The sequence below is a fragment of the Gelidibacter sp. genome (genome assembly GCF_053579655.1).
On sequence record NZ_JBMDWE010000028.1, the window covers coordinates 26040 to 43793 of the forward strand.

Sequence of the window (17754 nt, forward strand, 5' to 3'; positions counted from 1 at the left end):
GTACTATATATTAAAAAGTTAAATTAACTCCGATTGAATTCGTCATCACAACAGGATAGCTACTACCCCGTCCTGATGGTGCTTCTGGATCCCATCCTTTAAGATAATTACTTATCGTAAACAGGTTTTGAGCACTGTAATAAAATCTTAGTTTTTTAATGCCCCAATTGTCTAAAGTTTCACTTGGAATGGTGTAACCTAACTGCAAATTCTTCATTCTTAAATAGTCTGTGCTTCTTAACCAGTAACTTGTGGTTGAATTTTGAGGCATACTTGGGCCATTAATGCCGTCAATAAGACGAGGCACGCTAGTGTTTGGATTTTCTGGAGTCCAACGGTCTAACCAAATAGCTGATGGTTTTTGACCATCACCGTTAACGCCACCAATGGCGTCAAAATCCATATAACCTTTACCTCCTGTGGCACCTTGGAATAGGGCTTGTAAATCAAAATTCATAAACCCTACACTCATATTGATACCAAAGTTGAAGTTAGGTGTTGAATTTCCTAACAACACGCGGTCGTCAGCATCCACTTTACCATCACCGTTGGTGTCTACGTAACGTAAGTCGCCCGGTTTGATTTGGTTACCGTAAATGGTGTTCTTTGGATAAGCGTCAATGTCCGCTTGGCTTTGGTGTAAACCGTCAGTTTTATAGCCGTACCAAGAGTCAAGAGACTCTCCTAATCTACGTATTTGGCGTCCACTAATTATTTGAGTGGTACCAGCTAATTGCACCAGTTCGTTTTGGTTATAAGCCATATTTCCACCAAAGCTGAAATCTACCTCGCCAAAAGTATCTCTGTAGTTTGCACTCACCTCAATACCCTTGTTGTCTAACTTTCCTACGTTGTCAAAAAAGTTACCTAAAGCGAATTCATTTGGCGCAGGAACTTGCATGATAATGCCTTCCGTTTCTTTTTTATAAAGATCAATGGTCAAATCTATTTTACTAAATAAACGGGCGTCAATTCCAATTCCATAACTGGTTGTTTTCTCCCAGATTAATGCCGCATTTTTTGCATTTGTCACTGCCGCTCCTGGTTGGATGGTGCTGTTGAAAGGATAATTTTGTCCAAGTCCTAAAGTAGGAATGGTAGGATAGTAATCGTTTAATGCATCTTGGTTACCCAATTGTCCCCATGACGCTCTCACTTTCAAATCGTTGATTGCATTTTTAGCGCCTTCAAAGAACGCTTCTTCAGAAATTCTCCATCCTGCAGAGAATGATGGGAATACACCCACTCTGTTATCTTCAGCAAAACGAGAAGAAGCATCTGATCTTACGTTAGCTTCAAATAAATAGCGTCCCATATAATCGTAATTGATACGTCCAAAAAATGACACCATATTCAATTCACGGGTGTACCCACTATTTCTCATCCCACTAGAAGAACCAGCATCTAAATTAGGTAGTTCAGTGCTAGGGAAATTTTCGCGATAAGCTGTGGTTTGTTTAAAATCATAGGACTCAGCGTGATAGCCGGCAAGAACTGCAATATTGTGCACATCATTGAAGGATTTGAAATAGTTGGCTGTTAAATCAAATGTGTTACGGGTAGAGTTATTTATAATTTCAGTCAACTTTGTCGGCCCGTGATATTTATTAGGATTATATTGAAGTTCCTTATTCATTTCTGAATTTGCATCATTCACATTCCTGTGAGAAACTAAGGCTTTAACGTTCAGGCCTTCAATAATGTCCACTTGTACCGACCCAATCCCTACAAATGTTTTGCGTAAATAGTTGACTTGAGGACCAAGATCCATCCAGGCAATTGGGTTACCATCTGAAATGGTACTGTAAGTACCATCTTCATTTTTGTAAGGAATCCACGGTGCAATTCTGTTGGTTTGTCTGATAATTTGGTCTAATCCTCCACCTACATAAGGGTTGTTTGGTGCTTCACGATCCATTTGGGTATAAGACAAATTCATATTGGTGGTCAACCACTTTTTAGGTGTAACGGTAAGATTTAAACGCGCGTTATACTCGTTTTTACCAGTATGCTGAATAACACCTTCTTGTTTTTGATGGTTGACAGAAGCACGGTATTTCGTGTATTCTGAACCGCCAGAAACACCTAGATTATTAGTAATAAGGAAACCTGAACCTTGGTATAAAAGATCTAACCAATCGGTGTTAGGGTGGCCAAATGGATCTGTACCATTTCTGAAAAGTTCTATGTCAGCATCCGTAAATTTTGGTGCTTTGCCATTATTAACGAGAGCTTCGTTGTATAAACGGGCATAATCATACGATCCTAAATACTCAGGCAATTGTGTTGGCGATTGCCAGCCCACATCGGTAGTGTAATTTACGGTAGGTTCTCCAGATTTACCAGTTTTTGTAGTGATTAAGATCACACCATTGGCCGCTTTTGAACCGTAAATAGCCGCTGATGCCGCATCTTTAAGTACAGAAATACTAGCGATGTCATTGGCTTGCACGTCGTTTAACGAGCCTTCCACACCGTCAATCAAAACCATAGGCGACGCTTGGTTTAGAGTACCTGTACCACGAATACGGATGTTCCCACCGTCAGCGCCAGGCTGACCTGTTTGTTGATTTACGGAAACTCCTGGTAATAATCCGGCAAGTCCTGCAGAGACGTTGGTAATAGGTCTGCTTTCAAGCATTTCCCCACTTACAGTTGCCACAGACCCGGTAAGATTGACCTTTTTCTGAGTACCATATCCTACAATAACCACCTCATCCAAAGCAGAGGCGCTTTCTTCGAGTTGTACGTTGATGGTTGATTGGCTATTAACAGCAATTTCCTTAGTGGTAAAACCCATATAAGAAATCACTAGGGTTGCATTGGCATTGGCTACTGAAAGCGTAAAGTTACCGTCAAAATCGGTTTGCACACCATTGGTGGTGCCTTTTTCAACAACACTAGCTCCAGGTAATCCTGCCCCGTAGTTATCAGTAACATTTCCTTTTATTTCATGCTGTGGCTTAATGGGAGATTCCCCAATGATTACAATATCTGCACTGTTTGAGTATACATGAGTGGAAGAAAGACTGAATACTGAAGTGCAAAAGAGAAATATAAACGTTCTCAATTGATAGAGTTCTTTCCGTTTATGGAAGGAGTTTTTGGTGGTTTGTATTTTCATAAATTGATATGTTAATTAATTTTCATGGTTATTTATTTTAATAGGTATCCTTAATCCAATTGTAAGGCTTGCGTTTCACCCACATGCCTCTTGTAAAATCTGGAATTTCCTGAGGTGCTCCATTATTTTCTATAGACGCTTCCGATAGTGGCGTGATTGCACTCCATGCTGCGGCATCATAAGCATCCATTGGCGGTGCAATGTTCTCTTTAGCTGATTCTATAAACGAATTCAACACGAAAAAGTCCATTCCACCATGTCCTGCATCCGTTGCCATCTTTCCGTATTTTTTCCATAATGGATGGTCATATTTCTCAAGCCATTCCGTGGCAACATCCCAACGGTGTGGTTTTGATTGGCCTTCCACATAAATTCGGTTTCCATCATCTTCCCATAATCCATTAGCACCTTGCACTCTAAATCCTAAGGAATAAGGTCTTGGTAAATTAACATCGTGAGTAATAATGATAGTTTCGCCATTCGTGGTTTCAACGGTAGTAGTAATCACATCGCCTTGCTTGAATTTCAATTTGGCATTCGGATGGTCTTTGCCGCCGTTTTCAACAATATAATTATGTAAACCGATGCCTTTTGAGGCATTGGAAGTTAATGACATCAAGCGATTACCTCTGTTGATATCGCACATGGCCGCAATTGGACCAATTCCGTGTGTTGGATAAACGTCAGCATTTCTCAAAAGGGAATGTTGTGTGCGCCATGCCGATTCAGATATACCTTTATCTCCAAATTCAACACCTTTACCATAAGCTGTTTTACCGTCGTTGAATTTCACGCCGCGTAAATCATGCTGATAGCCACATCTAAAATGTACCAACTCACCAAAAACATCTTGTTTTACCATATTTAATACAGCAAGCACATCGCGACGGTAGTTTACGTTTTCAAGAATCATTAAGTGCGATCCTGTTTGTTCGTGAGTATTAACCAAGTCCCAGCACTCTTCCAAGGTATTCGCTGCAGAAACTTCAAGGCCCGTATATTTACCAGCTTTCATGGAATCTACTGCCATTCTTGTGTGCCATAGCCAAGGTGTAGAAATGACCACCGCATCCACATCTTTTAAATTCAAGAGGTTCAGATAATCCTTATCAGATTTACTAAAAACCTGAGGTTTTGCAAAGCCTGCATCCTTGATCATTTTTAATGCAATTGCAATCCTAGCAGGATCGGTATCACATATCGCAGTAATTTCAGTATCCTTTCTAAGTAAGGCATTATTTAAATGGTTACAACCTCTTAGACCTACGCCTATAAAAGCCATTTTTAATTTTTGCTTGGAGGAACCTAATAGCGCGCCAAACGACATATTAGGAAGCATCACTAAACCCGCACCTGCGAGCGCCGTCTTTTTTACAAAATCTCTTCTTGAACTCATGTTTTCTTATTGTTAACGATTCGTTAAATAATCTCGTTCTCAAATTTGACACATAACTCATGTTTTGGGGTCGAGATTTTAGGCGTTTTGGGAGATTTTCAATGCAATGACGAAATACTACTCCTTTTTGACGAATATTTACTTGCAGTTCATGTATTCGCTTCTATGGCAAGTATTCTACCTTCTATTTTATTAATATCTTTACCATAATTAATCAGTTTCTTTTTAGGAGTTATCTATTTACTTCAGAGAATAACTCTACAAATAATTTGTTTTATGTTTAAATTGAAGCAGTACCCTATTACCCTTTGTTTTTTTATAACCTTTATTACCGCTACGATAGCGCAACATCACGTCAACTTTACGCACCTCTCCCCGTCTTCCGACAATAGAAGCATTGCCGTAAGCAAGACCATACAAGACGTTTTCGGGAATATTTGGATGGTTCAAAAAGGAGACCTTTACCTCTACGACGGCTACAATTACAAATTCATTGACAACCAAACTATTTTCCCTAACGCTGAAGAGTATCAATCCATAAAAGATATCCTCATTGATGATCTTAAAAATATATGGGTGGTTTCTGACGGTGGTCTATTAACCCAATACAATCACGTCAAAGGAATTTTTGAGGATCTCACGCCGCTCCTAAAAAACAAAAATGTCAGCGTGATCACTTCACACCATAAAAAGGTCTGGCTGGCAACAAAAGATGGAAGTATTTACGCTTATACCAATTCTAAAATGGAACCCATTACCACACTACCAGGATGGGATGCCAAAACACAGAACATTGCAGATATCGCGGTGGGACAAAACGACGACGTTTTTATAAGTACGGGAAATGGGAATATTATAGCCTATATATCGTCTTCAAAAACAATGGAAAATCTGGTAGCTCCATTTAACAATTATCCTGAAAACTTAAAATTAACTACAGATGCCTACAATAGGCTATGGATCGGCACAGAAACCAAAGGTCTCTTTCTGTATGATATCAACAGGAAAGAATTTATTCAAGATTCGTTTTTTAAAGGAAACATCCATAACATTAAAAGTGAGCTATTTTTAAATCTTTATTGCGACAGCAACGACTTTTTGTGGGCAGGAACCGACGGCGGGGGCTTGTATAAAGTAAATTTAACTACGGGACAAGTGCGGTTGTTTACCAAACTACCTCGCAGTGAGTTTTCATTAAGCAGCAACACGATCATACACGTCAATGAAGATAATCATCAAAACATTTGGATCGTGCCCAATTACGGCAACTTGAACATTTTGCCCAATGCCGACAACAATATCGACTACCACGAAGGATCAGAGAATCAAACGCCCAATAGAATATTGAGCATTCTTAAAAGCTCTGACAATGTATTATGGGCAGGAACAGACGGATCAGGACTCACTAAAATCAGTTTTAATGCCGACGGAAGTACTCATGAAAAGCAGTTTTTCAATGACTTTAGCACCAACAAAGGTTTTTACGTTCAAACCATTGCCGAAGATAATAAAGGCAATATTTGGTTTGGCACCTATAAAAATGGCCTGTGGATTTACAACTCCAAAAAGGATGAGTTTCGCGCAGTGCCTGTAATAAGCCTCAAAAACCAAAATGCAACCGATGTCCGAACCATTTATAAAGATAAAAAAGGACGTCTTTGGGTAGGCAGCAACACCTGTTTAAATATCTACTCTGACAATCTAGAACTTTTAGCCTCTTTTGAATACAATAAAAACAGCTTAAAAGGCACCATTGTTGAAAGCATTATGGAGACCCAAAATGGCATGATCTGGTTAGGGATTTATGAGGGTGGATTATTTCAATTCAATGAAAATCACACCCACTTATCTGCCTCAACATTTGTTGATTTTTCCATTCTCAACGACAATTTAGATCGGCTAAAAGGCGTAAAATATATTTCAGAAGGCACTTATAATAGCTTATGGCTCATAGACCATAGCGGGAAATTATTAAAATACGACACAAAAAATAATATATTTTCTTCATTTGAGGATTTAAAGAGTATTTCGAATCGCAATTTAGCGGCGGTCATCAATACGGGCAATGACAATTTATGGATCAGCTCCAATAACGGGATTGTCAACTTCAATACGAGAGACTCTATCATAAAAACCTACTATATAACTGACGGACTTCAGGACAATAATTTTTTGTCACGAAGTGCCTTTAAGGATTATAAAGGCATGTTATATTTTGGAGGCGCAAAAGGCCTTAATTATTTCTACCCTAAAGATTTGTATAAAAAAGAATCACATCCCATTTTACAAATCAACATGATTAAGGTGCTGAACCAACCCGTTGAAGTTTTATTGCCCGAACAGGTAAGCTCCGGAATTGAGAATGTACAGTCCTTGAATTTAAAATACAATGAATCTTCATTTTCCATTCGCTTTGCGGCTTTGGACAACATCTTATATCCAAAACATTTTTACGCCTATCGACTCAAAGGTTTTGACAAAGATTGGATCAATAGCCATCTTGAACGCTCGGCAACCTACACCAATATCCCTGCTGGCACCTATACGTTTGAAGTTAAAGCTGGCACCAGGGATAACGTTTGGGACATCCCTACAAAAAGCATCACGATCGTTATTGAACAACCCTTTTGGAACAAACCCATTGCCTGGATACTATACCTCTGCTTTTTTTCTTTGATGGTTTATGGCGCCAGACGTTGGTACGCTTTAAAAAAGAATTTGCTCGTTGAACGTCTCAGCCGTAAAAACGAAAATGAACTGAATAAGATGAAAATGAACTTTTTCGCAAAAATGTCTCATGAAATCCAAACGCCTCTAACCTTAATTTTAGGCCCTATTGATGACATGATACGAAATGCTGAAAAGAACGGAAATTTACTTTTAAAACAACGTCTTAACATCATCGCCTACAACACCAAACGACTTTCTAAAATAGCTTATGAACTGACTTTGGTCCGTAATAAGGAGTTGGATAAATTAAGGCTGATGGTCACGAAATCCAATCTCTATAAAAATATTGAGGAAATTTCCCAATCATTTAAAGAGCTCGCCAGACGAAAAAACATAGACTTTACGGTGATCTGTCCTAAGGATTTAACGGATGCTTGGTATGACAAAGAAAAAATAGAGCACGTCATTTATAACCTGCTCTCCAACGCTTTTAAATTTACGCCCAAAGAAGGCAATATTGTACTAACCGTCACTCCGATCAATTCAAAACAAATGATCATGCTCTCAGTGGCTAACTCGGGCTCAGGAATTCCAAAAGAAGAATTAAATACGATTTTTGAACTCTTTTATCAATCCACCACTGGAAAGAAAAACAAAGGAACAGGTATCGGTTTGGCGCTTACCAAAGAACTTATAGATTTACATAAAGGAAAAATTGAAGTGGAATCCTCTCCCATGGATGGCACCACATTTACCATTACTTTCCCAATCCACGAGGAAGCTTATACCGATTCAGAAAGAGTCACGGCCGACTATGAAGAGAATTCCACTGAATTCCAATTAGAAAACCTAATTGTACCACAAGCATACCTGAACCCAAAAGTCTTGAATAAAACGATCCTTATCGTGGAAGACACGTTGGACTTACAAATCTTCTTGAAAGAACTCTTACAGGAGCATTACAATATTATTTTAGCCGAAAACGGCATTGAAGGCTATCATTACGCCAAAAGCAATATTCCAGACTTGATTTTAAGCGATATTATGATGCCCGAATTGGACGGCATCGAAATGTGCAAAAAACTGCAGGACGATCAGCTTACAAAACACATTCCCATTATTTTATTAACCGCCAAAAACTCGACCCATTCTAAAATAGAAGGTTTAAAATCGGGCGCCATCGAATACATTAACAAACCGTTCAACACGAATGAACTGCTGTTAAAAATTCAGAACATTCTGATCGCCAAAGACCATATCATCTCCAAATACCGAAAAGAAGTTATTTCAAGCCCCGAAGTCTCCTTGGAAAAATCGCAAGACGAAATTTTCCTTGAGAATTTAGTAGCCAACATCAACTTACGATTGGAAGATGCTGATTTCAAAATTGACGAACTGGCTATCCCTTTAAACATGAGCTATTCCAGCATGTATAGAAAATGCCAATTTCTTACAGGCAAAAGTTTAGTTGATTTTGTAAGGTTATTGCGATTGAAGAAAGCCGCCATTCTCATTACCAAACAAGGTTACACAATTTCAGAAGCCGCTTTTATGAGCGGATTTAATGATCCTAAGTATTTTTCAAAATGCTTTAAAAAAGAATTCCAAAAGAGTCCAGCCGACTTTAAGAAGGAAGCTCAAAAGCATGGCGTTGATGAGTATTTAGCCAAGTATGAAGTAAGTTCGTTTACATAGGATTTCGCCTGTAAAGTGGCCGTTTGAACGCCCTCAATTTCAAACCTGTCGGCATAAAATTATATCAAACACATTTCACAATCAACAAATCGAAATGAGTTAAAATTTCCACTTGTCCGATCAGACTATGGCCTAAATTTCAATTAATTTAGGCGGAAATAAAAAACAATGCCAGAACTACCAGAAGTCGAAGGTTACAAAGTTTATATAGACAATACCGCGCTCCATAAAAAAATTACCGCCTTTGAATGTCGCGAAAACCGACTGCTTAAAAAATCAAAATCAGATTTTGAAGCCAATCTTATTAACCAAGAGATCACCGCAACCGAACGGATCGGAAAGTATTTATTTATAAAGACTTCAGGCAAAAAAGTATTGGTCATGCATTTCGGCATGACCGGGAAACCTACCTATTATAGAGCCAAAGAAGACCGTCCAAAATACGGCCATATTGTGCTCACTTTTGAAAATGGTTTTCATTTCACCTTTGAAAGTAAGCGCAAATTCGGTTGGTGGGATTTGATCGACTCAATTCCCGAATATAAAGCAGCGCACAAATTAAGCGATGACGCCAGAGACTTAAGTTTGAAAGATTTTAAAGCCTCCTTAAACAGTCGCAAAACAGCTATCAAAGCAGTGCTCATGGACCAAAGTGTCGCTGCAGGAATTGGCAATTGGATGGCCGATGAAATTTTGTACCAATCTAGAATTCATCCGGAATCGAAAGTACAAAACCTCTCCGAAAATAACATTGAGACGATTTTCAAAGCCATGAAAAAAGTGATTGAAGTGGCCCTAGAAAACGATGCCCATTACGATGATTTCCCCGAAGACTTTTTAATCCATTTTAGAAAAGAAGGTGGAATTTGCTTTCATACTGGCGCTGAAATTCAAAAAATAAAAGTGGGCGGTAGATCTACTTATTTCTCTCCTAAATATCAGAAAATGATCAAGTAATTTAAATTGAAAATTTATGGAGAATTTCAAATATTGAAATCTTTATGTTTCTTAAGAATCTTGGGAATAACACTTTTGTATGTTAGAGCATTGGTTTAAACTTTCCAACCTTTTTTGCGTGAGGGATAGAAGTGGAAAGCCCACAGCATCCCCGATATTTATCGGGGATGCGAGGACTTGTAACGGATAGCCCGACCCTTTAGGGTCACGCCCAAATAAACCGAAAAAGACTTTTATAGGCTCAAACAATAATCTTTAAACTCCCGCCCTCTTGTCTTTATCTTGAAACATCAAACTAAAAATATATCCGAAAACAAAACACGAAGCAACACCGAAAAACGAGTACATTAAAAAGCTAATCTCAGTAAAGGCGCTGATGTACCAAATGACTAAGGCACTTACCACCAAGCCCATCAAGGTTCCTTTGGCATTGGCTTTTTTGGTCAGCATTCCCAAAAGGAACATCCCACCTAAACCGCCTGTAAAAAGTCCCAAGAAACGATAGAATTGATCCCAAAGTGATTTAATGTTGCTACCTGCCATCCAAAGCGCCAAAAGCACGCCAAGAATACCAGTAACCATCGTAGCGATCCTTGCAATTCGCAATAACTTTTTATCATCTACTTTAGGCTTATAGTGCAAATGGAAATCATTACAATACGCCGTGGATACAGAATTTAAACTACTACTAATGCTCGACATGGCGGCCGAGAAAATTCCCGCCACCAACAAACCTGAAACGCCTATTGGCAATTCCCGTACAATATACCACGGAAAAATAGAGTCGTTATTGGAAATGGCCGGCGATAATTTGCTAGGCATTTCAGAATAAAACATGAATAACAAGGTTCCGATACCAAAAAAGATAATCGTTGCTGGCAGAGTCAATACGGCATTGGTATATAAGGTTTTTTGAGAATCCTTAACGCTAGAACTTGTTAAATACCGTTGCACAATGGTTTGATCCGTACCTTGAGTAACCATGGCCGAGGCCAATCCGCCAATAAACACCACCCAAAACGTAGATTCGGTAAAGTTGAAATCAAAATTGGCAATATTGAATTTATCGCGATCCGAAGCATAAGATATCATATCGCCAAACGAAGCTTCCGTGTGCATCATGATCCATACCACGGCTACAATACTACCGCCCAAAAGCACGACCACTTGCATCACATCGGTCCAAACCACGGCTTCAATTCCTCCAAACGTCGTGTAGAATACACAAAGTACGCCCATGATTAAAATACTGGTCTCCACAGGAATTCCCGTGACAATGGAGATGGCCAACGAAGGCAGCAACAACACAATCCCAATGCGTCCTAATTGAAACAAGATAAAAGACAAACTTCCAAAAGCACGCGCGGTATAATTGAAGCGATCTTCCAAATATTCATAAGCTGTTTTTATTTTCAGTTTATTAAAGAAGGGAATAAAAATAAAGGCGATGACAGGGGTAATTAGAATGGCTGTAATATTGAGCATGAAAAAGGACCAATCCGTCACAAAAGATTTGGCCGGAATCGCCATAAACGTAATGGCACTGAGCAAAGTTCCAAAAACACTTAAGCCAGACGCCCACCACGGGATGCGACCGCCACCTGTAAAGTAGTCTTCAGTAGAGTTCTGTTTGCGAGCAAAATAAAGCCCAATCAATACCGATATCAATAAGTACACAACAAGAACCGTATAATTAAGAAATCCGAACGGGTGTGCGGCATCAGCAATTTTGAAGGATTCTACGGCAGCCGTACGAATGCCAGGCGACACTTCACCGGAAACGATCAGAAAATCATTGCCATCTTTAAATGAAAGTGCTGTAACTGGAATCTCAGAGTCTAAACTCGCATACACAAACCACTGTTTAGTAATAGTATTATAAGCCAAAATATCCTTTGAAAATCCAGGATGGTTGTTTAAAATAGCGTCTCTTCTGGAGGTTAATGCCGTTGCAGTAGCCTCGTCTGGCATTTTGCCCATATCTAAGGCAATCGTTTCCAATTCATCAAAAAGCACTGCATCGCTACCGCCATAAACCATGATGTGCATGGAACCCATCACTTCAGCCGAAGCCCCCATCAATACTCGAGGTTGACCCTCTATAAGCAAATCCCCTTCATCATTCCAGGTTTGTTTTTTAAAATCGTAGGTCAGATAATTGGTTAGGGTTTCTGATTTTTGTCCGGCCACTTCATGGCGTCCACCAATGACAAATAACTTTTGATTGGTCTGTGTTTCCTGAACCGCCGTGGTATGTAGCGCTCTTGGCAAGCCGGGGAAATCAGCTAATTTCTCCCAATTTTTCGCATCCTTTAAAGCCAATCTATAAAATGAATTCGTGCTGCGTTGACCATTCGAACCGCCTACCAGATACACAAATCCGTCAGCGATGACTGCCGAAGAAAAACCCAACGGTTCTGGAAGTTTCGGATATTCAGTAATCTCAACATCTTTAGTCACACTATTATATGAGATCAACCATACAACATCACTTGTGAGCGCTTCATTATTACCACCCATGCACAAGACCCCGTTTTCAGTGGAAACCGATGCCGAGTAGCCTAATGGCATTTGCAATTGTTTTGCCGAGATACGCCATTGGCCATTTTCAAAAATATAAATGGCTTTGCTCCATACTTTTTTACCACCTTCCCAAGGCAAGCCTTCTGGAAAGTTAGCACCGCCAGCAGCTATCAAAACCCCATTATGAGCGCCGCCTAACATTCCCGCATAACCAAGCGATTCGGTAGCACCCTTTTGTGCAGGCAAATTAGGAAGATTCTTTACATCGAGTTTAGAGATTTCCTGTCCAAAAGATGGCATGCAGATTAAAAATAGCACCAATAAAATGGCCGTCTTCTTAATTATTTTCATATTACAAACTTTATGTTATAAAACTGGTTGGTTTAATTTGCCTTCCGATTAAAATTCCGTCATTTTTGTGTTACCACTAAACTATTGAAAAATCAAAAAAGCGATTGAAATATAAAACTTATCTCGCTAAGTTAAGAAAATATGACTATTTGTATTATGTATAACATATTAATTTCTAAATTTGTTATACACATCTTTTTAAGTCAAGCAAAAACACATATAATGGCCTGTCCACGTTTTAAATACAATAAGATTTATGCGCTGTTCATTCTCGCAATTTTTCTTCAATCCTGTGCTTCCGTCGATGCGCCAAAACCGATAGGACCGCTTCCCACTGCCCAACAGATGGCATGGCAAGAAATGGAGCTTTACGGTTTTATCCATTTTAGCATTAACACGTTTACGGATGATGAATGGGGTTACGGCAACAAGTCTCCCGAGTTGTTCAATCCCACCGAAATGAATGTCCGTCAATGGGCCAGAATTGCCAAGGAAGCAGGCATGAAAGGTTTGATTTTAACTGATAAACATCACGACGGCTTTTGTTTATGGCCTTCAGAATACACGGATTATTCCGTAAAAAATTCTCCCTACAAAAACGGCAAAGGCGATGTTGTTAGAGAATTGGCTGACGCTTGTAAAGAATACGGACTCAAAATGGGCATCTACCTTTCGCCTTGGGACCGAAACAACGCCGATTATGGTAAACCAGAATACATTACCTATTTCAGAAATCAGTTGACCGAATTATTGACCAATTATGGCGATATATTTGAAGTCTGGTTTGATGGCGCCAACGGTGGCGACGGTTATTATGGTGGTGCTCATGAGGTGCGCACCGTCGATAAAAAAACCTATTATGATTGGGAAAACACCAACGCTTTAATTCGAAAACTCCAACCAAATGCTATTATTTGGAGTGATAATGGTCCTGATGCACGTTGGGTGGGCAACGAACATGGTTTTGCTTACGAAACCACCTGGTCGCCTTTATTAAGAGATTCCATTTATGGAGGCATGCCCGAATATGCCGAAAAATATTCCATGGGTCAAGAAAACGGAACCCATTGGGTCCCTGCAGAAGCCGATGTGTCCATCCGTCCGGGTTGGTACTATCACAAATCTGAAGATAACAAGGTCAAAACCTTGAAGGAATTATTAGACATCTACTATAAATCAGTTGGTCAGAATAGCACACTTTTATTAAACCTTCCTGTGGATAGAAGAGGTTTGGTTCATGAAAATGACGAAAAACAACTCAAAAAATTAACCGCTCAACTCAAAGAAGATTTTGCAAATAATTTAGCTTTAAAATCGAAAACTTCCGCCAATCATGTCCGTGGCAATTCTACTAAATACAACGCTAGTAATGCCGTGGATGGCGATAAAAACACCTATTGGACCACGGATGACAACGTTACGAAAGCTTCTATTACGATAGATTTTGCGAAACCAACACTATTCAACAGATTCTTGGTTCAAGAATACATTCCGCTAGGACAACGTGTGAAGCAATTTTCATTGGAAGCTGAAGTGGATGGAAAATGGGAAACGATCGACAACCAAACCACCATAGGTTACAAACGCATTTTAAGGTTGGAGGATATCACAGCAACCAAAATCAGACTCAACATTGAAGATACCAAAGGCAGTCCACTCATTTCAAACATTGGGGTTTACCATGCGCCATTAGTGGTTGATGTTCCAACAATAAGCAGAACTAAGCAAGGCGAAGTAAGCTTACTGACGCCCGAACAAGGACTCACTGTGTATTATACTTTAAATGGCGAAGAGCCCACAACGGCATCTTCAAAATATTCAGAGCCATTTCTAATTGAACAACCAACAGTTATTAAAGTGTTTTCAATCGATCCTGAAACTCAACGTCAAAGTGATATCATTACCGAAAGTTTGGACATCAACAAAAGTCTTTGGAAAATATCTAGTGCAAACGGTTCAATCATCACAGAAGAAGCTATTGACGATAATCCATTAACAAACTGGTCTGCCAACAAAAAGTTGCTTTCTGATTATAAAATCGATTTGGGCAAAACAACCACCATAAAAGGTTTTACCTACACCCCGAGTCAAGACCGATGGGTTTCCGGTGTGATTACACATTATAGTTTTTATGGCAGTATGGATGGTAAAAATTGGACAAAATTATCTGAAGGCGAGTTTTCAAACATCATCTCAAATCCGATGCAACAAAAAGTCATGCTCCCAAAAACGGCTTCAGTAAAATACATCCGATTGATGGCCGATAAAATCATGAATGATAAAGATCAAGTGCTTATCGCTGAGATTGGCGTTATCACGCAATAAACCTTTAAATAATTTAACAACTTGAATCCTATGAGAATTTCATTAGCCTTAGTGGTCTCCTTTTTGTTTTTGGCTTGTAACAATCCGAACAAATACCATCTGAATGCCACGTCAGATTATCAAATCATTCCACAGCCAGTGTCTTTAGAAATGCAATCGGGCAGATTTTTAGTAAATTCAAACACGAAGGTTTCTGCTGCATCAGATTTAGAAAATGAGGGCGAATATTTAGCGGATATGCTCAGTCATCTCAGCAAATCAACGGTCGGTTTTAAAGAAGATTCTTCGGGAAATATCCAATTAAAAATTGATGATGCTATAGAAAATGAGGAAGGCTATGACATTTCAGTAACTTACGATAAAATTGTCATTTCAGGTAAAACATCTAAAGGTGTTTTTTATGGTATTCAAACCTTGAGACAATTGATGCCTGCTTCTATCGCACCTCAAGCTGATGTCAGTATTCCAGCCGTAACCATTAAAGACAATCCTAGATTTGCCTACAGAGGAATGCATCTGGATGTAGCACGGCATATGTTTCCTGTAGAATTCATTAAAAAATACATCGATCTCATCGCCATGCATAAAATGAACACGTTTCATTGGCATTTAACCGAAGACCAAGGCTGGCGCATCGAAATTAAAAAATATCCAAAACTCACAGAAATAGGTTCCAAAAGATATGGCACCATTATAGGACACCATCCAGGCACTGGAAATGACGAAACCGAATATGGCGGCTTTTACACGCAGGAAGAAGTGAAGGATATTGTAAAATACGCTACAGAAAGACATGTTACCGTCATTCCAGAAATCGAATTGCCAGGTCATGCCAGCGCCGCAATTGCCGCATATCCCTTTTTAAGCTGTTTCCCTGAAGAACCTACAGTGGTCACTAATAATATGGGATCAAAGGCAGGGAAATCAGTACAAGCCAACGGCACACCAAAAATTGTTCAAGAAACTTGGGGCGTTTTTGACGATGTGTTTTGCGCAGGAAATGAAGAAACCTTCCAGTTTCTTGAAGATGTATTAGCCGAAGTCATTCCGTTATTTCCATCCGCATATATTCATATTGGTGGCGATGAATGTCCAAAAGCCAATTGGAAAAGATGTCCTAATTGCCAAAAAAGAATGAAAGATAATAACTTAGCCGATGAGCATGAACTGCAAAGTTATTTCATCCAACGCATTGAAAAATATTTAAATGGCAAGGGCAAAAAAATCATTGGCTGGGATGAAATCTTGGAAGGTGGCTTGGCGCCTAATGCCACTGTGATGTCTTGGAGAGGTGAAAGCGGAGGTATAGAAGCAGCCAAACAGCACCATGATGTTATTATGACTCCGGGCCATTCGTGCTATTTTGATCATTACCAAACTGAAGATAAAGAAAACGAACCCTTGGCCATTGGCGGCAAAACAACAGTTGCCGATGTTTATGCTTATGAGCCTACTCCCAAGGAGTTAACCGATGCTGAAAACAAATACATCCTTGGTGCCCAAGCAAATGTTTGGACAGAATACATGAAAACTTCGGATTATGTAGAGTATATGATTCTACCACGCATGACGGCCCTATCGGAAGTCGTATGGTCGTCAAAAGAAAATAGGGATTTTGAGGATTTTAAAACGCGTCTAAACACCATGAGAAAGCGCTATGACGCCATGGGATTGAATTACGCTAAACATATTTTTGAAGCCCCATCAGACCTTCCAAAAGAAACTAAATAATGAAGAAAACACTTCTAATTTTACTTTTAAACCTTATTTGCTTTAGTACATTTTCGCAAGCAGAAATTACTGAAAACGAGATCAAAGACCATATCGTATTCTTGGCATCAGAAAAAAATGCCGGTCGTTATCCTGGGACTAAAGCCAACCGGGACGTTGTCAAATACATTATTAAAGATTTCAAAAAACAAGGCCTTCTTCCTTTGGAAAAAAGCTATCAGCAGAAATTTAAAGCACGTTTACGCGTAGACCAAGGAGAACCTGAAAAGCGCCTCGCTAAAACTTCCAATGTGGTAGCTTATTTAGAAGGTAATGATCCTGTATTGAAAAATGAATACATCATTTTAGGTGCACATTACGATCATTTGGGAATGGGTGGCCCTTCGTCAAAATCAGATCAGAGAAACACCGTATATTACGGCGCCGATGATAATGCCAGTGGCACCGCCGCACTTATAGAAATTGCGGAGAAAGTGGCCGCCAATAAACACGACTTAAAGCGCAGCGTCATTTTTATAGCTTTTGGCGCTGAAGAACAAGGCCTATTGGGAAGTCAATATTTTGTGGATAACCCGTTAGTACCACTTTCACAGATCAAACTGATGATCAATATGGATATGGTGGGCCGTTTAAATGAAGCGAATCATGTGTATATGAACGGAGCAGGCACCTTTCCTAATGGTGTGGAATTTATGCAAAATCTGGGAGATTCCTTAAACTTAACGCCTGTGGTTCACGCGGGTTCTGTCGGAGGTTCCGACCATGTATCCTTTTACAAAGCCGGACTTTCCGTTTTAGGCATCCATACGGGCGCACATCCACAATACCATCTGCCGGAAGATATTGCCGATTTGATAAACTTTCCAGGACAGAAAAAAGTCAGCGATTATATTTATGCCGCTTTAATGGCATTTGCAACGACGGATTATAAAATGGAATTTATTCCGCAAGATTAAAAATTAAAATGTTAACTACTAAACAC

At 39.4% G+C, this 17754-nt stretch carries 8 protein-coding genes; 5 read left to right on the forward strand and 3 right to left on the reverse strand.

The window, feature by feature from the left end:
- Positions 1-10: 10 nt before the first annotated feature.
- Positions 11-3124: a SusC/RagA family TonB-linked outer membrane protein gene (locus tag ACOH2D_RS13740; RefSeq protein WP_348036384.1), complete on the reverse strand. Its 3114-nt coding sequence runs from the start codon at positions 3122-3124 to the stop codon at positions 11-13.
- A gap of 37 nt (positions 3125-3161) precedes the next feature.
- Positions 3162-4520, reverse strand: a complete 1359-nt coding sequence (locus ACOH2D_RS13745; protein ID WP_449535553.1) for a Gfo/Idh/MocA family oxidoreductase — start codon at positions 4518-4520, stop codon at positions 3162-3164.
- Between the two features lie 276 nt (positions 4521-4796).
- On the opposite strand from ACOH2D_RS13745, the gene ACOH2D_RS13750 reads away from it, so the two are divergent.
- A complete protein-coding gene (locus ACOH2D_RS13750) occupies positions 4797-8885 on the forward strand; it encodes a hybrid sensor histidine kinase/response regulator transcription factor (protein ID WP_449535554.1) in 4089 nt (1362 codons plus the stop codon).
- A gap of 168 nt (positions 8886-9053) precedes the next feature.
- Positions 9054-9842 carry an Fpg/Nei family DNA glycosylase gene (locus tag ACOH2D_RS13755; RefSeq protein WP_449535555.1) on the forward strand — a complete coding sequence of 263 codons (789 nt, stop codon included), beginning with the start codon at positions 9054-9056 and terminating at the stop codon, positions 9840-9842.
- 255 nt (positions 9843-10097) lie between these two features.
- Here the strand turns inward: ACOH2D_RS13755 and ACOH2D_RS13760 are convergent, their stop codons facing one another.
- Positions 10098-12716: a sodium:solute symporter family protein gene (locus ACOH2D_RS13760; protein ID WP_348038294.1), complete on the reverse strand. Its 2619-nt coding sequence runs from the start codon at positions 12714-12716 to the stop codon at positions 10098-10100.
- A gap of 222 nt (positions 12717-12938) precedes the next feature.
- On the opposite strand from ACOH2D_RS13760, the gene ACOH2D_RS13765 reads away from it, so the two are divergent.
- Genes ACOH2D_RS13765 through ACOH2D_RS13775 form a run of 3 tightly spaced genes read left to right on the forward strand, consistent with a single transcriptional unit; the run spans position 12939 to position 17728 of the window.
- Positions 12939-15041 (forward strand): alpha-L-fucosidase, encoded by a 2103-nt coding sequence (locus ACOH2D_RS13765; protein WP_449535556.1) that lies wholly within the window; start codon positions 12939-12941, stop codon positions 15039-15041.
- A gap of 30 nt (positions 15042-15071) precedes the next feature.
- Entirely contained in the window at positions 15072-16772 is a 1701-nt protein-coding gene (locus ACOH2D_RS13770) for a beta-N-acetylhexosaminidase (protein ID WP_449535557.1), read from the forward strand.
- Positions 16772-17728, forward strand: coding sequence for a M28 family metallopeptidase (locus tag ACOH2D_RS13775; protein ID WP_449535558.1), 957 nt, complete (start codon positions 16772-16774; stop codon positions 17726-17728). The genes ACOH2D_RS13770 and ACOH2D_RS13775 overlap by 1 nt, the downstream gene beginning before the upstream one ends.
- Positions 17729-17754: the final 26 nt, after the last annotated feature.